Source organism: Streptomyces sp. NPDC023573 (assembly GCF_055559735.1).
On the sequence record NZ_JBVHKB010000002.1, the window covers coordinates 337,872 to 358,836 of the forward strand.

Consider the following 20,965-nt stretch of genomic DNA (forward strand, 5'->3'; position numbering starts at 1 on the left):
TGTGTCGTCGGCGTCGTGAGCGAGTGCTCCAGCGTTCTGAGCGGGTGCGCCGGATGTCATGGCCTGCGCCCTCCCCTTCCGCTCGACCGAATGTTCCCCGAGGAACTCCACAACCCCAAGGATGCGGCATCGGCCGGAAAGCGTCACATGGCGCTGGTGGGGAGGGCCCGGCCGCAGGTCCGCCGCCACCGCCTCCCCGTCCGCCGGCGTGCGGACGGGATCGCACGGCTACCGGCCGCGCGGCGGCATCAGCGGACCAGACCCCAGCGGAATCCGAGCGCGACGGCGTGCGCACGGTCCGAGGCCCCGAGCTTCTTGAACAGACGTCGCGCGTGCGTCTTCACCGTGTCCTCGGAGAGGAACAGCTCACGCCCGATCTCCGCGTTGGAACGCCCATGGCTCATGCCCTCGAGCACCTGGATCTCCCGTGCGGTCAGGGTCGGCGCCGCCCCCATCTCGGCGGACCGCAGCCGGCGCGGGGCGAGCCGCCACGTCGGGTCCGCGAGCGCCTGGGTCACCGTCGCGCGCAGCTCGGCGCGCGAGGCGTCCTTGTGTAGATAGCCGCGGGCCCCGGCGGCGACCGCGAGCGCGACACCGTCCAGGTCCTCGGCGACGGTCAGCATGATGATCCTGGCCCCCGGGTCGGCCGAGAGCAGCCGCCGGACCGTCTCCACACCCCCCAGACCGGGCATGCGTACGTCCATCAGAATCAAATCCGAACGGTCGGCCCCCCAGCGGCGGAGGACTTCCTCGCCGTTGGCCGCCGTCGTCACACGCTCGACGCCGGGCACGGTCGCAACCGCGCGGCGGAGCGCTTCTCGGGCAAGCGGGGAGTCGTCGCAGACGAGGACGGATGTCATGACCGTCCTCCGCAGCTGATGCGCGTCACCTTGAGCCTCCAGGCTGATACAAGTCGTCACCTGTGCGGTTGACCCCCTCGGACATCTGCCCGAGCTCGTTCTCCGTCAACCGCCTCTCCCCCATCAACGACGGTCACTCGAAAGAGTTACGGGCCAAAGCATCCGGTTCGGCACTCTAAGTGAGGGCTCGCACACGGAGGAGAGCGACACGGGATTCTTCACCCGTCAACCGATCTCTCACTCCTCGACCTGCCCCATTTAGCGGGTTTTCTTCCCTTTTGCTGGCGTCTGAGGCTAGATTCGCAATCAGTCATATTTACATCTACTAACACCGTAGATGTACCGTCGGGACTCAAGGTCACCGGCGAGCAACAACGGTCGAGGAAGCCGTTTCCGAACCAGCAAGGTTTCGAGGGGACACGCAATGGCAGATTTCTCCCGCCTTCCCGGACCCAATGCGGACCTGTGGGACTGGCAGCTGCTGGCCGCCTGCCGCGGGGTCGACAGTTCGCTCTTCTTCCACCCCGAAGGGGAACGCGGAGCAGCCCGGAGTGCCCGTGAGACCTCGGCGAAGGAGGTCTGCATGCGCTGCCCGGTGCGCGCCGAGTGCGCGGCGCACGCGCTCGCGGTACGAGAGCCCTACGGCGTATGGGGCGGTCTGACCGAGGACGAGCGCGAAGAGCTCATGGGCCGCGCCCGCAACCGTCTGATCTCCGCCCACTCAGGACCGGCCCCGGAGGCCGGCCAGACCTGACACTCCGCACGGCCCATCGAACGCAGAAACGTTTCCTCACACCTGTCGCGGCACCTGGCGCCACGGGTGCCGCGCGCCGCGCCCCTCAGCGTGCGGCCGCCAGGGACAGCTGGTCCAGGGTCGCTGCCACGGCGGGCACCCGCGCGAGGTCGGGCAGGGTGAGGGCGACGATCTCCCGCTCCACGGCGGGCTCCACCGCCACGGTGCGCGCCCCCTTGGAACGTACGGACTCGATGGCCAGCCGGGGCAGGACGGCGACCCCGAGACCCGCCCCGACGAGGCCGATCACCGCCGGGTAGTCATCCGTGGCGAAGTCGATCCGGGGGGTGAAGCCGGACTCCTCGCAGACCTCCACCAGCTGACGCCGGCAGCGCGGGCAGCCGGCGATCCACGACTCGTCGGCCAGCTCCCCGATGCCCACCGCGTCGGCGTCCGCCAGCCGGTGCCCCTCGGGGACCAGGCCGATCAGCCGGTCGCTGAGCAGCGGGCGCACGACCAGGTCGTCCCACTCGCCGCCGGCCGTCCCGTAACGGAAGGCGAGCGCGATGTCGCAGTCCCCGTCGCGCAGCATCTCCACCGAGCGCGGCGGCTCGGCCTCCACGAGCGAGACCCGGGTGCCGGGGTGCGCGGCGCGCAGCGCGGCGAGGGCACCGGGGACCAGGGTGGAGCTTCCGCTGGGGAACGACACGAGCCGGACCCGGCCGGCCCGCAGCCCGGCGATCGCGGCGATCTCCTCCTCGGCGGCGGTCAGCCCCGCGAGGATGCCGGAGGCGTGCCGCACCAGCGCCTCACCCGCCTGGGTGAGGCGCATCTCGCGTCCCGTACGGATCAGCAGCGGAGTACCCGCCGAGCTCTCCAGGGCCTTCATCTGCTGGCTGACGGCGGGCTGGGTGCAGCCCAGCTCCCGTGCGGCGGCGGAGAAGGAACCGGTGGTGGCCACGGCACGCAGGACACGGAGATGACGGGCTTCGATCACCCTCCAACCATAAGCGACTCTTGCAGCTCCGGGCGATTAATCACGAGCGACTTTGAGTACCGCACCGTTAGCCTGTCCGGTTATGAAGGTGCTCACCGTGAATCTCGGCCGTCCCACGCCCTCTCCCCACAGCGACGGAGCCGACGGGCTCACCGGGATCGGCAAGCAGCCGTCCGACGGTCCCGTGCGGGTCGCCGACCCCGGCCTCAAGGGCAGCGGCGGCAGCGGCCTGGCCGGTGACGCCGTGTGCGACCTCAGGCACCACGGCGGGTCGGACCAGGCCGTGTACGCCTACGCCCGCGAGGAGCTCGACACCTGGGAGAAGCGGCTCGGCCGCCCCCTGCCCAACGGCGCGTTCGGCGAGAACCTCACGACCCTCGGGCTCACCGTGAGCCACGCGCGGATCGGGGAGCGCTGGCGGATCGGCGACGAGGTGATCCTGGAGGTGACGTCGGGCCGCATCCCGTGCCGCACGTTCGCGGGTCACCTGGGCGAGCGGGGCTGGGTGAAGCGGTTCACGCGCGAGGGGGCCACGGGCGCGTACCTCCGGGTGATCGAGCCGGGGACGATCCGTTCCGGTGACCCGGTCGAGGTGGTGCACGTACCCGGCCACGAGATCACCACGGCCCTGGCGTTCCGGGCGACGACCACGGAGCGGGAGCTGCTGCCGCGCCTGCTCGAAGCGGGTGACGCGCTGCACACGGAGGCCCTGCGCGCGGCACGGGAGTACGTGGCGCAGCGGAGCGCCGGTCACGCGTCATGATCCCGCCTCCCGGTCGCGCAGTGCCGCGCGGGCCGGGAGGGTCACGGCGACGAGGCCGAGGGTCACGGCGGTCGCGGCGAACGCCGCGTACAGCAGCGGGGGCACGTACGGGGACTCGCCCGTCACGCCGCGCATCATCGGCGTCAGCGTGATCATGGCGATCACCGTGCCCAGGGTCACGCCCGTCGCCGAGACCAGCAGGCTCTCCCAGCGGAGCATGCGCAGCACCTGCCGGCGGGTGGAGCCGACGAGGCGCAGCGTGGACAGTTCGCGGCGGCGGTCCAGGACCGTCATCACCAGGGTGTTGACGGCGGCGACGGCGGCGAAGCCGCCCAGGACGGCGGCCATCATGTAGTTCGACCAGGCGCCGTACGCGTGGTCCAGGTCCTGCTCGACGGCGTAGCCCGAGGCGTCGGTGACCTCGCCGAGTGCGGCGAGCGAGCCGGCGTCCCCGCCGTGTACGAGCAGCGTGCTGTCGAAGCCGGCCGTGACATGACCGGCCAGGGACGCGCGGTCCATGGTCACCGCCGCGAGGCCCAGGCCCCTGCCGTAGACCGCGACGACCTCGGGGCGGTCCTCGGTGCCGTCGGGGAGGTAGAGCGGCAGCGTGTCGCCGACCTCGACCCCCGCCGAGGCGGCGAGGGTCCTGTCGATGGCGATCCGGCCCGCGCCCACGCGGTCCAGGCTGCCGCTGCGCACGTCCAGGTCCTGCACCAGGGCGAGCCGGTCGGCGGAGCCCGAGACGCCCTGGGCCGCCGCCCCGAGCAACGACGTCTCGCCGACGGCGCGGACGGGCACCAGCACCTGTGTGTCGAGCAGGCTCACGGCCGCGTCGACGCCGGGGGCGCGGGCGGCCCGGTCGGCGGCGTCGGCGGGCAGGCCCGCCGGGTCGGTGACGACGTGGTCCGCCGTGATGCCGGCGCGGAGCTGATCGGAGGCGACCTTGCTCTCGCTCGTGTGCATGAAGACGAGCGTCGAGGCGAAGGCCATGGCCAGCACGATCGGGGTGATCGCGGAGGCCAGCCGCCGGGAGTTGGTGCGGGAGTTGGCGGCGGCCAGTGTCGCCGCGGCCCCGCCGCCGCGCACCAGCAGGCCGAAGAGCGCCGCGCACAGCCGGGCCACCAGCGGGCCGAGCAGGGCGAAGGCGAGCATGAAGAGCATGATGACGCCGAGGGAGGCACCTGCCGCGTCGTCACCGGCGGAGGAGGACGCGACGCCGGCGAGTACCGCGCCACCGCCGAGGGCGGCCAGCCCGAGGAGGGTCCGGACGACGCCCGGCCGCAGCCGTTCCACCGAGGCTTCGGCGAGTGCCTGTCCCGGTCTGATCCTGGCGGGCCTGCGCCCGGCCGCCCAGCCGGCGCCGAGCGCCGTGAGCAACCCGGCCCCGACGGCGACGACCAGCGGGACCCACGAGACGTGGAGTTCGACCGGGTCCGGGATGACCCCGCGGTCCTTCAGCTGCCCGAACCACCAGTGCGCGAGCCCGATCCCCGGCAGACAGCCGGCAAGACCGGCGAGCGGCGCGACGAGGAGCGCCTCCGCGGCGACCGCGCGGCGGATCTGCCGCGGGGTGGCGCCGACCGCGCGCAGCAGTGCGAACTCGCGGGTGCGCTGGCCGACGGAGAGCGCGACGGTTCCAGCGGCGGTGAAGACGGCGACCAGTGTGGCGATCCCGCCGAAGGAGCCGCCGAGTCCGGTGAGCGTGTCCTTGGCGTACGCCAGTCCCCGGTCCTCTACGCCGCCTCGGGCGTCTCCGGTGAGCACCTGCGCGCCGGAGCCGGCGAGGGCCTCTTCGACGGCGGCGGCGAGGGCCGATTCGTCGGCGGGGGAGGCGCCGTCCTCGGCCAGTACGGCGATGGCGTCGACCTTGCCGGGGTGCCCGGCCAGCGTGGGTGCCTCGGCGTCGGCGAAATAGGCAGCGGCCGTGGTGTCGCCGGCGGTCCCGGGCCCGGCCAGTCCGGAGACCCGGAAGTCCGCGCGGCCCGCGGCTGTTTCGAGCGTGACGGTGCCGCCCACACCGGTCTTCGCGCCCCGGGCGGCGGCGTCGCCGAGCACGACCTCGCCCGCTCGGGGCGCTGTGCCGGCGGACAGCGCGGCACCGGTGAAGGCGTGCGATCCCCAGCCGTGGCCGGTGAGCGCCGCGCCGTCCTGCCGCACCGGGAAGGTGGAGTCCGGCACCGCGGCCCCGGCGCCCGGCGCCCGGGCCGCCTTCGCCACGAGGCCCACGTCGACGCGCGCCTTGTCCGGCAGCGGGTAGGCGGATTCCTCGGGGCCGTCGACGGTGTCGGAGACGACCCGGGCGGACTGGTCGGCCGCCGCGACGACCGGTGCCTTCGCGTACCGCTGCGCGGGCACCGAGGCGCGGATGCCTGTCTCCAGCAGGGTTCCGCAGGCCGAGACGATCAGCGCCGCCATCATCAGCGCGACGAACGTGCCCGCGAACGACGCGGGCCTGAAGCGGACGGCCGCGCGGGCGAGTCCGGTGGGGCGCCTCATGCGGCGGCCCCCGCCATCGCGCCCGTGCGGGCGGTCAGCGCCGCCATCCGCGCGGCGATCTGCTCCGCCGAACCGCGCTCCAGGCCGCCGGCGAAGGTGCCGTCGGCGAGGAACAGCACCTGGTCGGCCCACGCGGCCGCGGCCGGGTCGTGGGTGACCATGACGACGGTGGCGCCATGGGCGTACCCCCCGCCCGCGTGGGGCCCGGAGCCGGTGGGAGTGTCCACCGCGTGCCGGAGCAGGCCGAGTACCTCGGCGGCGGTGCCGGTGTCGAGGGCTCCGGTCGGCTCGTCGGCGAAGATCACGTCAGGCCCCGTGACCAGGGCGCGGGCGACGGCCACGCGCTGCTGCTGGCCGCCGGAGAGCTCGCCGGGCCGGCGCCGCGCCTTGTCGGCGAGCCCGACCCGCGCGAGCACCTCGGCCGCCCGGCGGCGGTCCTGGCGCTGCCCGGCGAGGCGCAGGGGCAGCAGGACGTTCTGCTCCACGGTCAGCGACGGCAGCAGGTTGAACGCCTGGAAGACGAAGCCGAGGCGGCTGCGGCGGAGTTCGGTGAGCCGGTTCTCGCTCATACCGGTGATCTCGGTGCCACCGAGGTACACGGATCCGTCCGACGGCTGGTCGAGCCCGGCGGCGCATTGCAGGAAGGTGGACTTCCCTGACCCGGACGGGCCCATGACGGCGGTGAACGTGCCGCGCGGAAGGGCGAGGTCGACGCCCGCGAGCGCGTGCACGGTGCCGGGGCCGCGGCCGTAACGCCTGCGGACACCGCGCAGTTCGACGGCGAGACCGGGTGTGGCGGCCGGGGCCTCCGGCCGGTCGTCCGCCTTCTGCCGTTTGCCGCTGCGTAGCCTCATGTTCCGCCCTTTCGTGATGTTCTCCGTACCGACGGGTGGAACGTACGAGGACGACACCGCGCCGGGCGTCATACCCGGGGGCCGACATGGGGTGCTACCGGGGTAGGGGGTGGCTTCACCTGGAAGAAGCCGGGTCCACCGCCCGGGCGGGGGGCGGCTAACGTGCCGCCTATGACGACTGCACTGATTACGGGCGCGACGGCGGGGATCGGGGCCGCCTTCGCGCGGCGGCTCGCGGGTGACGGGCACAATCTGGTGCTGGTGGCCCGCGACACGGAACGGCTGCGGGCCCAGGCCACGGAGCTCCATGACAGGCACGGCATCGAGGCCGAGGTGCTGACCGCCGATCTGTCCACGGACAGCGGGATCGAGGCGGTCGCGGCACGGCTGACGGACCGTGTGAGCCCTGTCGACCTGCTGGTCAACAACGCGGGCTTCGGCAACAAGGGCCGCTATCTGGATGTCCCGGTGGCCGACGAGCTGACGATGCTGAAGGTCCACTGCGAGGCGGTGCTGCGGCTGACCTCGGCCGCCGCCGGCTCGATGCGGGAGCGCGGTCGCGGCGGGGTGGTCAACGTGGCCTCCGTCGCGGCGTTCCTGCCGCGCGGGACGTACGGGGCGTCGAAAGCCTGGGTCGTCCAGTTCACCCAGGGCGCGGCGAAGGACCTCGCGGGTTCGGGGGTGCGGCTGATGGCGCTGTGCCCGGGCTTCGTACGGACCGAGTTCCACGAGCGTGCCGGGATGGGGACGGGCAACATCCCGGACTGGATGTGGCTCGACGCGGACAAGCTGGTGGCCGCGGCCCTGGAGGACCTGGCCCGGGGCAGGTCGGTGTCGGTCCCGGACCCGCGCTACAAGGCGCTGATGGGTCTGGTGAAGCTGACGCCCCGCAGTCTCCTCGGCGGGGTCACCTCCCGCGCGGGCCGGAGTTACGGACCTCAGTAGGCGAGCACGGAGAACGCACCGAGGCCCGGTGCCCCCGCGACGGGGGTACCGGGCCTCGCTGTCCCGCGGAGCCGTACTAGTGGCTGTGGCCGTGGCCGCCGTGACCGGCGTCGGCCTCTTCCTCGGCCGGCTTCTCGACGACCAGGGTCTCGGTCGTGAGCAGCAGCGACGCGATGGACGCGGCGTTCTCCAGGGCGGAGCGGGTGACCTTGACCGGGTCGATGACGCCGGCCTTCACCAGGTCGCCGTACTCGCCGGTCGCGGCGTTGAAGCCCTGACCCTTGTCGAGCTCGGAGACCTTCGAGGTGATGACGTAGCCCTCGAGGCCCGCGTTCTCCGCGATCCAGCGGAGCGGCTCGACGGCGGCGCGGCGCACGACCGCGACACCCGTGGCCTCGTCGCCGGTCTTGCCGAGGTTGCCCTCGAGGACCTTGACGGCGTGGACCAGAGCGGAGCCACCACCGGAGACGATGCCCTCCTCGACCGCGGCGCGGGTCGCGGAGATGGCGTCCTCCAGGCGGTGCTTCTTCTCCTTGAGCTCCACCTCGGTGGCCGCACCGACGCGGATCACGCACACGCCGCCGGCCAGCTTCGCGAGGCGCTCCTGGAGCTTCTCGCGGTCCCAGTCGGAGTCCGTGGACTCGATCTCGGCCTTGATCTGGTTGACGCGGCCCTTGACGTCGTCGGAGTTGCCCCCGCCGTCGACGATGGTCGTGTCGTCCTTGGAGACGGTGACGCGGCGGGCGGTGCCCAGCACGTCCAGACCGGCCTGGTCGAGCTTGAGGCCGACCTCCTCGGCGATGACGGTCGCACCGGTGAGGGTGGCGATGTCGCCGAGCATGGCCTTGCGGCGGTCACCGAAGCCCGGGGCCTTCACCGCGACGGCGTTGAAGGTGCCACGGATCTTGTTGACGACGAGGGTGGAGAGCGCCTCGCCCTCGACGTCCTCGGCGATGATCAGGAGCGGCTTGGAGGCGCCGGCCTGGATGACCTTCTCCAGCAGCGGGAGCAGCTCCTGGATGGAGCCGATCTTGCCCTGGTGGATCAGGATGTACGGGTCGTCGAGGACGGCCTCCATACGCTCCTGGTCGGTCACCATGTACGGGGACAGGTAGCCCTTGTCGAAGGCCATGCCCTCGGTGAACTCGAGGTCCAGACCGAAGGTGTTGGACTCCTCGACGGTGATGACACCGTCCTTGCCGACCTTGTCCATCGCGTCCGCGATGAGCTCGCCGACCTGCGGGTCCTGCGCGGAGAGCGCGGCCACGGCGGCGATGTCGGCCTTGTCGTCGATCGGGCGGGCGGTCGCGAGGAGGTCCTCGGACACGGCCTTCACGGCGGCGTCGATGCCCTTCTTCAGGGCGGCCGGGGACGCGCCCGCGGCGACGTTGCGGAGGCCTTCGCGGACGAGGGCCTGGGCGAGCACGGTGGCGGTGGTGGTGCCGTCACCCGCTACGTCGTTGGTCTTGGTCGCCACCTCCTTCACCAGCTGGGCACCGAGGTTCTCGTACGGGTCGTCGAGCTCGACCTCGCGCGCGATGGTGACACCGTCGTTGGTGATGGTGGGGGCGCCGAACTTCTTGTCGATGACGACGTTGCGGCCCTTCGGACCGATCGTCACCTTCACCGTGTCGGCAAGCTTGTTGACGCCGCGCTCAAGGGCGCGACGGGCGTCCTCGTCGAACTTCAGAATCTTCGCCATGGGCTGAGCTGTCCTCTCAAACGAACTGCGCCCCTCGCCGCCCGGCTAGTTTCTCGCAGGGGGCCAGGGGCGCAGAACAGAAGCAAACGTTAGGTGAATTACTTCTCGACGATCGCGAGAACGTCGCGCGCCGAGAGGACGAGGTACTCCTCGCCGTTGTACTTCACCTCGGTGCCGCCGTACTTGCTGTACAGAACGACATCGCCGGTCTTGACGTCGAGCGGAAGGCGCTCGCCGTTCTCGAAGCGGCCCGGGCCCACGGCCAGGACGACGCCCTCCTGGGGCTTCTCCTTGGCGGTGTCGGGAATAACCAGGCCGGAAGCCGTGGTCTGCTCGGCGTCGAGCGGCTGGACCACAATGCGGTCCTCGAGCGGCTTGATCGCAACCTTGGAGCTGGTGGTCGACACGATCCGGTCTCCCCCTTCGGAGATCTCACGGGGTTTAACAGTCTGTGGGGTGGCGACCAGACCGATCCGTCGTCGCGGGTGCCGGACCTGCCCTGTCGCGCGGTTGTGCTGGCACTCTCCATCGGGGAGTGCCAGCACTGACACTATGGCCGCGATTAGCACTCGGTCAAGCGGAGTGCCAATTCACCACCCTCGCGTGGCGCCGTCGGACCGGCGTACGCCCGGACAACGCGGGAGATCTTCACAGGGTTCCGTACGGCGGACGACCGCCCGTCAGACGTAGTCCTCCAGCTTGGCCACGGCGTATCCCTTGTCGGTGACCGTCTTCATGACGTTGCGGATCATGTCGGCCATGGAGCCGTTCCAGTCCTCACGGCCCCGGAAGTGGGTGAGGATGATGTCGCCGGGGTGCAGGTCCTGGTCCCACTCGCGCCACTCCATGTGGTCGGGGAACGCCTCGGCGGCCCACAGGGGCACGGCCTTGATGCCGCAGGACCTGGCGACGCGCAGGGTGTCGCCGTTGTAGTTGCCGTACGGCGGGCGGAAGAGGGTGGGCCGCTTCCCCAGGTGCTTCTCGATCTTGTCCTGCGAGCCGCAGATCTCCCGGTGCTGCTCCTCCCGGGAGAGCCCCGGGAGATAGCGGTGGTTGAGCGTGTGGTTGCTGAGGGTGACACCCCGGGCCTGCATGTCCTTGAAGTAGCCGTAGTCGTCGCTGACTTCGTAGTCGCTGAGGAAGGCGCTGTACGGGATGTCCAGCTCCGACATCATCCGCAGCAGTTCGGGGTCCTTCTCCGCGCCGTCGTCCATCGTCAGGAAGACGACCCGCTCCTCGGTCGGCACGGTGGTGAAGACCGGCGGCAGATCCTCCCCGCCCTCGACCTCGAAGCCCTTACGGGTGGTGATGCGCGGCTTCTCGGCCGGCGGCGCCGGCGCGACGAGCGGGACCTTGGCCAGGCCCCACTTCCTCGCGACGGCGGTACGGGCGGCGACCGACCGCTTCAGCCGCTCGGCCTCGGCCTTCGCCTTCGCCTCGGCCGCGGCGGGGCCCGCCTGCGCGGCGGCGGCTCCCGGCTGCCCGGCCACCGGCTCCTGCCGCCCGGCCGCACCTTCGTCCGCCCCGTCGCCGCACCCGGAGGCGGCGGCACCGACCAGCAGGGCGACCAGGACCGCGCAGACCGGTCTGTGCCGCTTGGGGACCTTCTTGTCGTTTTGTCGTACTAGCTGCATGGCGCCGCATCCTGCCACCGGGCCACCGGCCGCCTCCGCCGACACCTCCGGGGGACCCGCCGGGTCCCCCGGCTGGCTCACAATGGACGGGTGAACGCCCTTCCCCCCGCCGGTCAGGCCGACCCCGCCGGCCCGCTCGCCGCCTTCGCCGCCCTCCGCACCCCCGAGGGCACGGCCCTCCTGGACGAGCTGCGCGACCACGACCCCGCCCGGGAGCTGGCGACGGCGACACGGCTGCGCCGCACACACCCCGCCGCCCTCGTGTCGGCGGCGCTCGGGCAGGCGCGGCTGCGTCAGCGCGCGGTGGCGAAGTTCGGGCCGGCCGACGCGTACCGCATGTTCTTCACCCCCGACGGCGTGGAGCAGGCGACCCGCACCTCGGTAGCCGGCTACCGGGCCGGGCGGTTCGCGGAGCTCGGCGTACGGAGCGTGGCCGACCTCTGCTGCGGCATCGGCGGGGACGCGATCGCCCTGGCCAGGGCGGGCATCCCGGTCCTGGCGGTGGACCGGGACCCGCTCACCGCCGAGGTCGCCCGTGCCAACGCCGAGGCGCTCGGCCTCCAGGACCTCGTCGAGGTGCGGTGCGCCGATGTCACGGACGTCGACACCTCCCCCTACGACGCGGTCTTCGTCGACCCCGCCAGGCGCGGCGGGCGCGGCAGGATCTTCGACCCGGAGGCCTATTCACCGCCGCTCTCCTGGGCGACCGGGGCCGCGCTGAAGGCCCCCCGCGCCGCGCTGAAGATCGCCCCCGGCGTCCCTCACGAGGCGATCGAACCGGCCGCCGAGGCCGAGTGGATCTCGGACGGCGGCGATGTGAAGGAGGCCGTGCTCTGGTTCGGCGAGGGCTTCGCACCCGGCACCTTCCGGGCCACGCTGCTCCCGTCCCGCACGACCCTCGCCTCCCACGGCCCGCTCCCCGCCCCGCCGGTCGGTCCCGTCGGCCGCTATCTGTACGAGCCGGACGGGGCCGTCATCCGCGCCCATCTGGTGGCCGACATCGTGGAACGGTGCGAGGGCAGGCTGATCGACGAGACGATCGCGTACGTCACGAGCGACCTGCCGTACGAGTCCGACGCCACGGCCGCGTACGAGATCACCGATCAGCTGCCCTTCAACATGAAGAAGCTGAAAGCCCTGCTCAGGGAGCGCCAGGTGGGCGTGCTGACCGTGAAGAAGCGCGGCTCGGCCGTCGAACCGGAGGAGCTGCGCCGGAAGATGAAGCTCCACGGGCCGCACGCGGCCACCGTCTTCCTGACGCGGGTGGCCGGGGCGCCGACGATGCTGGTCGGGCAGCCGGTCAGCCGGCCCTGACCAGCGGCGGTTCAGCCGGCATCCGCAGCACCCAGCGACGGTGGGCGAACGCCTTCACGAGGCCGGCCAGTCCCGTCACCCAGGCGAGGAACCCGAGCCCCATCAGCCAGGCCACCAGGCCGTACGTCTCCTCGCCGGCCCTGGCGGTCGCCGGGACGGCCACACAGCCGAACAGCCCCGCCGCGCAGAGCGTGAACGACATCAGCAGCCAGGCGAGGCTCGCCCGGGGCCGGCGCAGGAGCCTGTCCCCCTCCGGGTCGCGGTCCAGCGCGCCCCACTGTGTGAGCAGGCGGTGGACCCGCAGGTCCCTGGTCACGTTCACGGCCATGAGGACGACGGCCGGGACCAGCACGGCGGCGCCGACGGCGAGGCAGATGACCCCCGGAATCACGCCGAGGGTGTCGTAGGCGTCCTCGAACATGAGGAACGCCGCACCCGCCAGGGACCAGCCGAGCGCGGCGATCCCCGCCCACATCCACAGGATTCCGAGCCGCCCCGGTCCGATGAACATCGTCACCAGTTCGCCGAGGACGACCGCCCGGTCTCTCAGCAGGGCGTCGCGGTCGGGCCACGTACGTATCTCCACGGGCGGAGGAGGCGGCGGAAGCGGTGAACGACTGGGCATGGCCCAGAGGTTACCGAGCGCGCACCCCGGCCGAGGAGGGCGGGACAGGCACTGGGTCCGGTCCGGGTCAGGTCAGCGGGTACGACGTGCGGCCGGACGCCTCGTCGATCTCGTCGTGCGCCTTGGTGAGCAGCTTCATCGCCAGTTCGTTGAGGGCACGGGCGCCGGCGATCTCCTCGCCGACCCTCGGCTGCTCCGCGTCGGAGGGGTGGCGGCTGGCGTACCCGTGGGCCCGCACCTCGGTCCCGTCGCCCAGCCGCACCATCGCGGCCGCACGGGTCCGGTGGGTGTCCTCCTCGAATTCCAGCTCGATGTGCCAGCCGACCGTGGTCTCCATCATGTCGGTCACCTCCCGGGGATCCTGCTTCCAGGGTGCGCCCGATCCCCCGCCCGCGCACGGCGTGCGGCGCCGCGCTCCTCAGGCGTCCCGCAGGGCCTGGACGTCCAGCTTCCGCATGCCCGTCATCGCCTTCATCACGCGGTCCGCCTTGGCCCGGTCGGGATCGGCGAGCAGCTCGGGCAGCGCGCGCGGGACGATCTGCCAGGACAGGCCGTACCTGTCCTTCAGCCACCCGCACATGCTCTCCTCACCGCCCTCGGTGAGCTTCGTCCACAGGGTGTCGACCTCGTCCTGGTCGGCACAGTCCACGCTGAGCGAGACGGCCTCGCTGAAGGTGAACTCGGGGCCGCCGTTGAGGCCGAGGTACTCCTGGCCGGCGAGCACGAAGCCGACGGTCAGCACCGAGCCCGCCTGCGGGGAACCCTCGTTCCAGTAGGTGACGTCCTCGATGCGGGAGTCCCCGCCGAACACCGAGACGTAGAACTCCGCCGCTTCCTGGGCCTGGTTGTCGAACCACAGACAGGGCCTGATCTTCTGCATGGTCTCTCTCCTCGCACGAGGAACGTCGTCGTTCGCTGTGCAAGGTAGACCGGCTCCGCGCCGGGAACTCATCGGAACACGCGCCGTGCGGGCGGCCGTCAGCCGGCCGCCGGACCCAGGGATTCGAACCGCCACCGGTGCACCGGGCGGCTGATCAGCCCGGCCTCCGGCTCGGGCAGTTCGGGCAGTTCGTCGCCGTATCCCGCGTCCCACCACGTCAGCACCAGGACCCGGTCCTGCGGGGCCCGCAGGAGCTCGCTGCGCAGCGGCGGCCGGGCCAGCCCGGCCGCCCGGGTCCGGGCCCACTCCAGCAGCTCCGCGCCGCGGCCCTCGGCGGCGCGGGCCTCCCACATCAAGGCGACGGTCATGAGTAGAGGTTGTCCTTGCTGACCTCGTGCACATGGTCGTGGCTGTGGCTGTGGCTGTGTCCGTGTCCGTGTCCGTGGACACCCGGTACATGGGTCTCCGTGACCGGCAGCGAGGAGTCCGCCGAGAGGTCCAGGTCCGACACCGGGCGGTTGCGCGCGACCATCTCCGCGCCCAGCGCGGCGACCATGGCGCCGTTGTCCGTGCAGAGCCCCGGCCTGGGGACCCGCAGACGGATGCCCGCCTTCTCGCACCGCTCCTCGGCGAGTGCCCGAAGCCGCGAGTTGGCCGCCACACCGCCGCCGATCATCAGGTGGTCGACGCCCTCGTCCTTGCACGCCCGGACGGCCTTGCGGGTGAGGACGTCCACGACGGCCTCCTGGAAGGACGCCGCGACATCCCGTACGGGCACGTCCTCGCCGGCCGCGCGCTTCGCCTCGATCCAGCGCGCCACGGACGTCTTGAGCCCGGAGAAGGAGAAGTCGTACGCGGGATCGCGCGAGCCGGTCAGTCCGCGGGGGAACGCGATCGCCTTCGGGTCGCCCTCCCTGGCCAGCCGGTCGATGACCGGGCCGCCGGGGAAGCCGAGGTCGAGCACCCGGGCGATCTTGTCGAACGCCTCGCCCGCCGCGTCGTCGATGGTCGCGCCCAGCGGCCGTACGTCGCTCGTGATGTCCGGGGCCAGCAGCAGCGAGGAGTGCCCGCCGCTCACCAGCAGCGCCATCGTCGGCTCGGGCAGCGGGCCGTGTTCCAGCTGGTCGACGCAGATGTGGGAGGCCAGGTGGTTCACCCCGTAGAGCGGCTTGTTCAGCGCGTACGCGTACGCCTTGGCGGCCGACACGCCGACGAGTAGCGCCCCGGCGAGCCCGGGGCCTGCCGTGACGGCGATGCCGTCGAGGTCACGGGCGCTGATCCCGGCGTCCTTCAGGGCGCGTTCGATGGTGGGGACCATCGATTCCAGGTGGGCGCGGGAGGCGATCTCCGGGACGACACCGCCGAAGCGGGCGTGCGTGTCGACGCTGGAGGCGACGGCGTCGGCGAGGAGCGTCGTGCCGCGCACGATGCCGACGCCGGTCTCGTCGCAGGAGGTCTCGATACCGAGTACGAGCGGTTCGTCAGCCATCAGTCTGTCTCTGTTCCTTGTACGGTCAGGCGCATGACGAGTGCGTCGATGTTCCCCGGCTGGTAGTAGCCACGGCGGAAGCCGATGGGTTCGAAGCCGAAGCGTTCGTAGAGTTTCTGCGCGCGGGTGTTGTCGACACGGACCTCCAGGAGCACGGCGGTGCACTCGAAGGCCGTGGCGTGCCGGAGCAGGTCGGTGAGGAGTTCCGAGCCGAGGCCGCCGCCCCACTGGCCGCGGCTGACCGCGATCGTCTGGACGTCGGCGAGGTCGCCGGCCGAGGCGAGGCCCGCGTAGCCGACGATCCGGCCGTCGACGGGGTCCTCGGCGACGACGTAGCGGTGGGTGGCCCGGGGGCCGCGCGCGCGGGCCAGCTCGGACCAGAACATCCCGGCGGACCAGGCGTCGTCGGGGAACAGCTCGTGTTCCAGCTCAAGCACCGGCTCGATGTCCCACCAGCGCATCTCGCGCAGCACAGCGGTCGCGGTGGTCACTTGGGGGTGACCACCTTGTAGTTCTTCGGCACCTGGGCGTCGGGCCTGCGCAGATAGAGCGGCTGCGGCGGCAGCAGCGCGGCGCCGGAGGCCAGCCGCTCGGCGGCCAGGGCGGCGAGCGCGGCGGCGGAGACGTGTTCCGGGCCGCGGGCGTCGGGGAACGCGTCGGGGTAGAGCAGCGCGCCCGCGCCGACGACGGGCAGTCCGGCGAGCCGGTCCGCGATCTCGGCGGGCCGGTCGACGGCGGGCTCGCCCTCCCGGGTGAGGGAGTCCTCGTACCGCGCCCAGTAGACCTCCTTGCGGCGCGCGTCGGTCGCCACGGCGAACGGGCCTTCGAGGCCGTCCAGGCCGGCGGCGTACGCGAGCGCGTCCAGCGTGCAGAGTCCGTGCACCGGCACGGAGAGGGCGGAGCCGAAGGTGGCGGCGGTGACGAGGCCGACGCGCAGCCCCGTGTAGGGGCCGGGTCCGACGCCGACCGCCACGTCGGTCACGGCGTCGAGCTTCACCCCGGCCTCGGCGAGGACCCGGTCGACGGCGGGCAGCAGCAGCTCCCCGTGCCTCCGGGCATCGACCTGACCTGTCGCGGCCACGACGGAGGCCCCGTCGTGGAGGGCGACGGTGACGGCGGGGGTTGCGGTATCCATGGCGAGCAGCAGCACACAAACAGCCTACGGCTCCGCCGACCCGGTCACGGCAGCCGTACGACGTCCCGGTCCGCCCTGCCGCTGCTGGTACCGTCGCCGGGTATACGCGTGTACGACGTAAATGCTTGTACGACATGCGACGGACGGCATGTGAAAGGGGACCTCACGGTGGCAAGGGGCAGCTCGGGAATCGTGGCCGGGCTCACCGCCGCGGCGTTGGCCGCGGTCTGTTTCCTCGCCTACCAGGCGTCGGCCAACGCACCCGACTCGGTCGCCGCGCCCTCGGACAAGCCGTCCGCGACGACGGCCGCCCCCTCGGCGAAGCCCAAGCCGACGAAGGACCCGCTCACGGTCCCCGCGGACTCCGACACGGGGACCCGCGTCGTGTACGCGCTGAAGGACCGCAGGGTGTGGATCGTGGACGACAAGGAGAAGGCCCTCCGGACGTTCACCGTCATGCCGAGCTCCGTGAGCCCGCTCCCCGGCGTCTACGCGGTGACCTCGCGCTCCGGCAGCATCAAGGGCTCGGACGGCGTGCCGATCGAGCACGTGGTGCGTTTCGCGAACGTCGACGACGTCTCCGTGGGCTTCAGCGCCGCGCAGGACAACTCGATGGAGAGCCCCGACCCCACGATGAAGACCGGCGGTGTGCGGATGAAGCGGGCCGACGGCAACGCGCTGTGGACCTTCGCCACGGTCGGTGTGAAGGTCGTCGTCGTCCCCTGAGGGCCTCAGGCGGCGTCGCGCCCCAGGTCCTCGGCTTCGTCCTCGTCGGCGTGCTCCTCGCGGGGCGGCGTCGACACCGCCGTCGCGGCGGCGCAGGAGGCCAGCAGGTCCTTCATCGACACGGCGGACACCGCAGGTGACTCATCCTGCGGCGGCTGTGGCTGCACTTCACGCTCGGGTCCCGGCATGGATGCCTCCTCGGGCTTCGGTGAGAGGCGTGGTTAGGTAGACCTAACCAGTCCCTGTATCCCATGTGACCACGACGGGCGTCCTCGGCGCAACATTTTACCGACGCCCTGTCGGAAAGCGTCGGAAAACAAGCACCGTGAGGCAGGGACCCGGCCGGCCTCGCCGCCTCAGCGATTCCGCAGCGCCGCCAGCTCCGCGTCCAGCCCCGCCCAGCGCGCGCCGATGCCCGTCAGGGTCACCGCGCGCCGCTCGTCGTCCGTGTCACCGACCGCGCGGTCGATCACCACCCGCAGCCGGTCCTCGGACAGTTCCTCGACCTTGCCGTCGCCCCACTCCACGACGATCACCGACTCCGGCAGCGACACGTCCAGGTCCAGGTCCTCCATCTCGTCGAGACCGCCGCCCAGGCGGTACGCGTCGACATGGACGAGGGCGGGGCCCTCGCCCAGCGGCGGATGGACCCGGGCGATCACGAAGGTCGGCGAGGTGACGGCGCCGCGTACCCCGAGGCCCTCGCCGAGGCCGCGGGTCAGGGTGGTCTTGCCCGCGCCGAGCTCGCCGCTGAGCATCACCAGGTCGCCGGGGGCCAGCACACCGGCGATCCGGCGGCCCAGCTCCTTCATCTCTTCGGGGGACTCGACGGCGACGTCCAGGGTGACGGTGCCCGGTTCGGCGGTGCCGGCCAGGGGGCCGTTGTGCGCTGCTTCCATGGAGACCAACGGTAGAGGATCAGACCTCCTCCGCCGGAACGGCTCCGATCCGCACCAGCAGGTCCGCGAGCCGGTCGGTCACCGTCTCGGGGTGCTCCAGCATCACCAGGTGACCGGCGTCCGGCACGATGACCAGCTCCGCGTCCGGAAGCTCGTCCGCGATGGCCTCGCTGTGCGAGCTCGGCGTCACGAGGTCCTTGTCACCGGCCAGGATCAGCACGGGAAGCCCCCGGAAGGCGGGCAGGGCCTCGCTCTTGTCGTGCTCCGTGAAGGCCGGGTAGAACTCGGCGACCACGTCGATCGGGGTGGACTCGATGAGCCGCTCCGCGAACCGCGCGACCGCCGGGTCCACGTCCCGCGACCCGAACGAATACCGCTTGATCAGCCCCGCGAACAGGTCGGCGGTCGCCCGCCGTCCGCGCTCCACCAGCTCCGCCTGCGAGCCGAGCGCCTTCAGGACCCCGGGCAGCACCCGGCGCACCGCGTTCACGCCCGCCACCGGCAGCCCGAAGTTCACCTCGCCGAGCTTGCCGCTCGACGTCCCCACGAAGGCGACCGCGGCCACCCGGTCGCGGATCAGCTCCGGACAGCGGTCGGCCAGCGCCATCATCGTCATGCCGCCCATGGAGTGCCCCACCAGCACCAGCGGGCCCTCCGGAGCCGCCGCGTCGATGACCGCCCTGAGATCGCGGCCGAGCTGGTCGATGCCGACCGCCACGCCCTCGCCCTGCGCCCTGCCCCGCTCGGACCGGCCGTGGCTGCGCTGGTCCCAGTAGACCGCGCGGACCAGGCCGCGCAGCGCCGCCCGCTGGAAGTGCCAGGAGTCCTGGCCGAGGCAGTAGCCGTGGCTGAAGACGACGGTCAGGGGCGCGGGGTCCTTGCTGCCGAAGAGCCTGCGCCGGCGCGGACCGGAGCCCGCGGGGGCGCCCGGCCCGGCGCCCGCGCCCGCGCGGCCCGTCACCCCGTCCGGCTCGGTCTCGTCCACCTCGTAGTACAGCTCGGTGCCGTCGTCCGCGACCGCCCGGCCGGGCTGCCCGCGCAGCGAGCCGTACGGACCGGAGGCGTCCAGTGCGAGGCGGGCCTTCTTGCGCATGCCCCGGCCCACGGTGAGCCGCTCGACGGCGACACCCGCGGCCGCTCCCGCGGCGATGACGCCTATCGCCGCCCCGGCGACGCCCGCCCGGCGCCAGCCGGCCGCTGCGACGGCCGCCGTCGCCACCACGTCCTCGGCGCTGGTCTCGCTCACCGTGCCGTGCTCCTTCGTCGTCGATGTGGTCGGGTCCGCCGGGCCGGGGTGTCAGTCCCGGCCCGCGTCCTCGTGGAGATGGACGCGGGGGACGCGTGAGCCGATGCGTGTGACGATCTCGTACGCGATCGTGTCCGCCGCCCGCGCCCAGTCCTCGGCGCTCGGCTCGCCCCGGTCGCCCGGGCCGAACAGCACCGCTTCCGCGCCCGCGTCGAGGACGTCGCCCCCGAGGTCGACCACGAACTGGTCCATCGCCACCCGGCCCGCGATCCTGCGTACGGCGCCTCCGACGAGGACGGGGCCCCGGCCGGAGGCGTGGCGCGGGATGCCGTCCGCGTAGCCGACCGGCACCAGGGCGAGCGTCGTCTCGGCGGAGGTCGTGTAGTGGTGCCCGTAGCTGATGCCGTGGCCCGGAGGCACCTGCTTGACCAGCGCGACGGAGGCGGCGAGCGTCATGACGGGCCGCAGTCCGAAGTCGGCCGGGGTGCCCAGCTCGGGGCTGGGCGAGATGCCGTACATCGCGATACCGGTGCGCACGAGATCGAAGTGGGACTCCGGCACCGTCAGCGTCGCCGGGGAGTTCGCGATGTGCCGCACCTCCGGCCGGACGCCCTCCTTCTCGGCGTACGCCACCATGTCGCGGAAGACGTCCAGCTGGGCGGCGATCGACGGGTGGCCGGGCTCGTCGGCGCAGGCGAAGTGCGACCAGAGGCCGGTGACGCGCAGGATGCCCGCTTCCTCAGCGGCACGCGCGGCACAGACGAGTGCCGGCCAGTCGGCGGGCTGGCAGCCGTTGCGTCCCAGGCCCGTGTCGGCCTTGAGCTGGACCCGGGCCGGAACCCCGGCCTCCGTGGCGGCGGCGACGACCTCGTCGAGTGCCCACATCCCGCTCACCGAGACATCGATGTCGGCCTCGACCGCATCGCGCCAGGGGCCGCCGGGCGTCCACAGCCAGCACATCACCCGGCCGCCGATCCCGGCCGCGCGCAGCGCGAGCGCCTCCTGCGGGGTGGCGGTGCCCAGCCACGCCGCGCCGGCCTCCAGCGCCGCCCTGGCGCAGGGCAGCGCCCCGTGCCCGTACGCGTCGGACTTCACCACGGCCATGAGCTGCGCCCCGGACGCCCGCGCGCGCAGTTCCCGCACATTGGCGCGCAACGCGGCGAGGTCGATCTCGGCACGGGCTCTCAGGGTCGCTGTCTCGTTCATCGCGCCCAGTGTCTCAGAGCCGTACGCCTGTGCCCTCGACCCTCTGTGCCCGGTGAGGCGGTCAGCGGTGGTCCAGCGCGTGCTCCAGATGCTCGACGAGGACCGGGACATGGCTGGCCGGGACGTCCTTCACCGCCGTGACGAGGGTGACGGCGCCGCCCCGGCGCAGCAGCGCGAGCAGCTGCTGGACGGCCTCGGTGTGCGCGGGGTCGCCGAGCTCGGTGCGGTAGCGGTCCACGAACTCGTCGTACCGGGCGTCGGGGGCCTCGTGGTACCAGCCGCGGAGTTCCTTCGAAGGTGTCGCGTCCTTGGCCCACAGGTCCACCGCCGCGTGCTCCTTGGAGATCCCCCGTGGCCAGAGCCGGTCGACGAGCACACGGGTGCCGTCGTCCTCCTCCGGCGGGTCGTAGACCCTGCGTACGCGGATACCGCTGCCGCTGCCCACGACCGGTCACCTTCCG

Annotated in this window: 24 protein-coding genes; 5 read left to right on the forward strand and 19 right to left on the reverse strand. The window is 72.4% G+C overall.

Annotated features, from left to right (window positions below; translation table 11 throughout):
* Positions 1-248 precede the first annotated feature (248 nt).
* Positions 249-860, reverse strand: coding sequence for a response regulator transcription factor (locus tag ACZ32T_RS07985; RefSeq protein WP_003948568.1), 612 nt, complete (start codon positions 858-860; stop codon positions 249-251).
* A 424-nt stretch (positions 861-1,284) separates the two neighbouring features.
* Here ACZ32T_RS07985 and ACZ32T_RS07990 point away from each other — a divergent pair, with 424 nt between their 5' ends.
* Positions 1,285-1,614, forward strand: coding sequence for a WhiB family transcriptional regulator (locus ACZ32T_RS07990; RefSeq protein ID WP_356714231.1), 330 nt, complete (start codon positions 1,285-1,287; stop codon positions 1,612-1,614).
* Between the two features lie 85 nt (positions 1,615-1,699).
* Here the strand turns inward: ACZ32T_RS07990 and ACZ32T_RS07995 are convergent, their stop codons facing one another.
* A complete protein-coding gene (locus ACZ32T_RS07995) occupies positions 1,700-2,590 on the reverse strand; it encodes a LysR family transcriptional regulator (RefSeq protein ID WP_467266611.1) in 891 nt (296 codons plus the stop codon).
* An 82-nt stretch (positions 2,591-2,672) separates the two neighbouring features.
* Here ACZ32T_RS07995 and ACZ32T_RS08000 point away from each other — a divergent pair, with 82 nt between their 5' ends.
* The gene (locus ACZ32T_RS08000) at positions 2,673-3,353 is read left to right on the forward strand and encodes an MOSC domain-containing protein (RefSeq protein ID WP_467266613.1); all 681 of its coding nucleotides are present in this window, start codon (positions 2,673-2,675) and stop codon (positions 3,351-3,353) included.
* Here ACZ32T_RS08000 and ACZ32T_RS08005 read toward each other — a convergent pair.
* Complete coding sequence (locus ACZ32T_RS08005; protein ID WP_467365914.1) at positions 3,348-5,849, reverse strand: ABC transporter permease; 2,502 nt, start codon at positions 5,847-5,849, stop codon at positions 3,348-3,350. The two genes, ACZ32T_RS08000 and ACZ32T_RS08005, sit on opposite strands and share 6 nt — an antisense overlap.
* The gene (locus ACZ32T_RS08010) at positions 5,846-6,703 is read right to left on the reverse strand and encodes an ABC transporter ATP-binding protein (protein ID WP_467365916.1); all 858 of its coding nucleotides are present in this window, start codon (positions 6,701-6,703) and stop codon (positions 5,846-5,848) included. Before ACZ32T_RS08010 ends, ACZ32T_RS08005 begins: the two co-directional genes overlap by 4 nt.
* Positions 6,704-6,874: 171 nt before the next feature.
* Between ACZ32T_RS08010 and ACZ32T_RS08015 the strand changes: the two genes are divergently transcribed.
* Positions 6,875-7,648, forward strand: coding sequence for an SDR family NAD(P)-dependent oxidoreductase (locus ACZ32T_RS08015; RefSeq protein WP_467266619.1), 774 nt, complete (start codon positions 6,875-6,877; stop codon positions 7,646-7,648).
* 76 nt (positions 7,649-7,724) lie between these two features.
* Here ACZ32T_RS08015 and groL read toward each other — a convergent pair whose 3' ends face one another.
* From groL to ACZ32T_RS08030, 3 genes are all read right to left on the reverse strand, one after another.
* Entirely contained in the window at positions 7,725-9,350 is a 1,626-nt protein-coding gene (gene groL, locus ACZ32T_RS08020) for a chaperonin GroEL (RefSeq protein WP_356714226.1), read from the reverse strand.
* A gap of 98 nt (positions 9,351-9,448) precedes the next feature.
* Complete coding sequence (groES, locus tag ACZ32T_RS08025) at positions 9,449-9,757, reverse strand: co-chaperone GroES (protein WP_003966899.1); 309 nt, start codon at positions 9,755-9,757, stop codon at positions 9,449-9,451.
* A 273-nt stretch (positions 9,758-10,030) separates the two neighbouring features.
* Positions 10,031-10,984 carry a polysaccharide deacetylase family protein gene (locus ACZ32T_RS08030; protein ID WP_467266622.1) on the reverse strand — a complete coding sequence of 318 codons (954 nt, stop codon included), beginning with the start codon at positions 10,982-10,984 and terminating at the stop codon, positions 10,031-10,033.
* A gap of 90 nt (positions 10,985-11,074) precedes the next feature.
* Here ACZ32T_RS08030 and ACZ32T_RS08035 point away from each other — a divergent pair, with 90 nt between their 5' ends.
* Positions 11,075-12,298 (forward strand): THUMP-like domain-containing protein, encoded by a 1,224-nt coding sequence (locus tag ACZ32T_RS08035; protein ID WP_467365918.1) that lies wholly within the window; start codon positions 11,075-11,077, stop codon positions 12,296-12,298.
* Here ACZ32T_RS08035 and ACZ32T_RS08040 read toward each other — a convergent pair.
* The 7 genes from ACZ32T_RS08040 to tsaB all read right to left on the reverse strand — a co-directional run bounded on the left by ACZ32T_RS08040 (position 12,285) and on the right by tsaB (position 16,427).
* Positions 12,285-12,923, reverse strand: coding sequence for a hypothetical protein (locus ACZ32T_RS08040; RefSeq protein ID WP_467365920.1), 639 nt, complete (start codon positions 12,921-12,923; stop codon positions 12,285-12,287). The genes ACZ32T_RS08035 and ACZ32T_RS08040 overlap by 14 nt on opposite strands.
* A gap of 67 nt (positions 12,924-12,990) precedes the next feature.
* Complete coding sequence (locus ACZ32T_RS08045; protein ID WP_356714222.1) at positions 12,991-13,263, reverse strand: DUF1876 domain-containing protein; 273 nt, start codon at positions 13,261-13,263, stop codon at positions 12,991-12,993.
* 78 nt (positions 13,264-13,341) lie between these two features.
* Positions 13,342-13,803 (reverse strand): VOC family protein, encoded by a 462-nt coding sequence (locus ACZ32T_RS08050; protein WP_467365922.1) that lies wholly within the window; start codon positions 13,801-13,803, stop codon positions 13,342-13,344.
* Positions 13,804-13,901: 98 nt separating this feature from the next.
* Entirely contained in the window at positions 13,902-14,171 is a 270-nt protein-coding gene (locus tag ACZ32T_RS08055; RefSeq protein ID WP_467266631.1) for a hypothetical protein, read from the reverse strand.
* The gene (tsaD, locus tag ACZ32T_RS08060) at positions 14,168-15,292 is read right to left on the reverse strand and encodes a tRNA (adenosine(37)-N6)-threonylcarbamoyltransferase complex transferase subunit TsaD (RefSeq protein ID WP_467365924.1); all 1,125 of its coding nucleotides are present in this window, start codon (positions 15,290-15,292) and stop codon (positions 14,168-14,170) included. Before tsaD ends, ACZ32T_RS08055 begins: the two co-directional genes overlap by 4 nt.
* The gene (gene rimI / locus ACZ32T_RS08065) at positions 15,292-15,783 is read right to left on the reverse strand and encodes a ribosomal protein S18-alanine N-acetyltransferase (RefSeq protein ID WP_099173822.1); all 492 of its coding nucleotides are present in this window, start codon (positions 15,781-15,783) and stop codon (positions 15,292-15,294) included. The genes tsaD and rimI overlap by 1 nt, the downstream gene beginning before the upstream one ends.
* Complete coding sequence (tsaB, locus tag ACZ32T_RS08070; RefSeq protein ID WP_467266635.1) at positions 15,780-16,427, reverse strand: tRNA (adenosine(37)-N6)-threonylcarbamoyltransferase complex dimerization subunit type 1 TsaB; 648 nt, start codon at positions 16,425-16,427, stop codon at positions 15,780-15,782. The genes rimI and tsaB overlap by 4 nt, the downstream gene beginning before the upstream one ends.
* Positions 16,428-16,595: 168 nt before the next feature.
* Between tsaB and ACZ32T_RS08075 the strand changes: the two genes are divergently transcribed.
* Positions 16,596-17,153, forward strand: coding sequence for a hypothetical protein (locus ACZ32T_RS08075; RefSeq protein ID WP_467266637.1), 558 nt, complete (start codon positions 16,596-16,598; stop codon positions 17,151-17,153).
* Positions 17,154-17,158: 5 nt separating this feature from the next.
* Here ACZ32T_RS08075 and ACZ32T_RS08080 read toward each other — a convergent pair whose 3' ends face one another.
* From ACZ32T_RS08080 to ACZ32T_RS08100, 5 genes are all read right to left on the reverse strand, one after another.
* Complete coding sequence (locus tag ACZ32T_RS08080; protein WP_467266640.1) at positions 17,159-17,341, reverse strand: hypothetical protein; 183 nt, start codon at positions 17,339-17,341, stop codon at positions 17,159-17,161.
* Positions 17,342-17,509: 168 nt separating this feature from the next.
* Positions 17,510-18,052: a tRNA (adenosine(37)-N6)-threonylcarbamoyltransferase complex ATPase subunit type 1 TsaE gene (gene tsaE / locus ACZ32T_RS08085; RefSeq protein ID WP_467266642.1), complete on the reverse strand. Its 543-nt coding sequence runs from the start codon at positions 18,050-18,052 to the stop codon at positions 17,510-17,512.
* A 19-nt stretch (positions 18,053-18,071) separates the two neighbouring features.
* Positions 18,072-19,298, reverse strand: coding sequence for an alpha/beta fold hydrolase (locus tag ACZ32T_RS08090; protein ID WP_467266644.1), 1,227 nt, complete (start codon positions 19,296-19,298; stop codon positions 18,072-18,074).
* A 51-nt stretch (positions 19,299-19,349) separates the two neighbouring features.
* Positions 19,350-20,504 carry an alanine racemase gene (gene alr / locus ACZ32T_RS08095; RefSeq protein WP_467365926.1) on the reverse strand — a complete coding sequence of 385 codons (1,155 nt, stop codon included), beginning with the start codon at positions 20,502-20,504 and terminating at the stop codon, positions 19,350-19,352.
* 61 nt (positions 20,505-20,565) lie between these two features.
* Positions 20,566-20,949: a DUF488 domain-containing protein gene (locus ACZ32T_RS08100; RefSeq protein ID WP_467266648.1), complete on the reverse strand. Its 384-nt coding sequence runs from the start codon at positions 20,947-20,949 to the stop codon at positions 20,566-20,568.
* Between the last annotated feature and the right edge of the window lie 16 nt (positions 20,950-20,965).

What these genes read in the sequence shown, in the direction of transcription:
- ACZ32T_RS07985 (WP_003948568.1), bottom strand. Translation starts at nt 860, where the DNA reads ATGACATCCGTCCTCGTCTGCGACGACTCCCCGCTTGCCCGAGAAGCG.
- ACZ32T_RS07990 (WP_356714231.1), top strand. Translation starts at nt 1,285, where the DNA reads ATGGCAGATTTCTCCCGCCTTCCCGGACCCAATGCGGACCTGTGGGAC.
- ACZ32T_RS08000 (WP_467266613.1), top strand. Translation starts at nt 2,673, where the DNA reads ATGAAGGTGCTCACCGTGAATCTCGGCCGTCCCACGCCCTCTCCCCAC.
- ACZ32T_RS08005 (WP_467365914.1), bottom strand. Translation starts at nt 5,849, where the DNA reads ATGAGGCGCCCCACCGGACTCGCCCGCGCGGCCGTCCGCTTCAGGCCC.
- ACZ32T_RS08010 (WP_467365916.1), bottom strand. Translation starts at nt 6,703, where the DNA reads ATGAGGCTACGCAGCGGCAAACGGCAGAAGGCGGACGACCGGCCGGAG.
- ACZ32T_RS08015 (WP_467266619.1), top strand. Translation starts at nt 6,875, where the DNA reads ATGACGACTGCACTGATTACGGGCGCGACGGCGGGGATCGGGGCCGCC.
- groL (WP_356714226.1), bottom strand. Translation starts at nt 9,350, where the DNA reads ATGGCGAAGATTCTGAAGTTCGACGAGGACGCCCGTCGCGCCCTTGAG.
- ACZ32T_RS08030 (WP_467266622.1), bottom strand. Translation starts at nt 10,984, where the DNA reads ATGCAGCTAGTACGACAAAACGACAAGAAGGTCCCCAAGCGGCACAGA.
- ACZ32T_RS08040 (WP_467365920.1), bottom strand. Translation starts at nt 12,923, where the DNA reads ATGCCCAGTCGTTCACCGCTTCCGCCGCCTCCTCCGCCCGTGGAGATA.
- ACZ32T_RS08045 (WP_356714222.1), bottom strand. Translation starts at nt 13,263, where the DNA reads ATGATGGAGACCACGGTCGGCTGGCACATCGAGCTGGAATTCGAGGAG.
- ACZ32T_RS08050 (WP_467365922.1), bottom strand. Translation starts at nt 13,803, where the DNA reads ATGCAGAAGATCAGGCCCTGTCTGTGGTTCGACAACCAGGCCCAGGAA.
- ACZ32T_RS08055 (WP_467266631.1), bottom strand. Translation starts at nt 14,171, where the DNA reads ATGACCGTCGCCTTGATGTGGGAGGCCCGCGCCGCCGAGGGCCGCGGC.
- tsaD (WP_467365924.1), bottom strand. Translation starts at nt 15,292, where the DNA reads ATGGCTGACGAACCGCTCGTACTCGGTATCGAGACCTCCTGCGACGAG.
- tsaB (WP_467266635.1), bottom strand. Translation starts at nt 16,427, where the DNA reads ATGGATACCGCAACCCCCGCCGTCACCGTCGCCCTCCACGACGGGGCC.
- ACZ32T_RS08080 (WP_467266640.1), bottom strand. Translation starts at nt 17,341, where the DNA reads ATGCCGGGACCCGAGCGTGAAGTGCAGCCACAGCCGCCGCAGGATGAG.
- tsaE (WP_467266642.1), bottom strand. Translation starts at nt 18,052, where the DNA reads ATGGAAGCAGCGCACAACGGCCCCCTGGCCGGCACCGCCGAACCGGGC.
- alr (WP_467365926.1), bottom strand. Translation starts at nt 20,504, where the DNA reads ATGAACGAGACAGCGACCCTGAGAGCCCGTGCCGAGATCGACCTCGCC.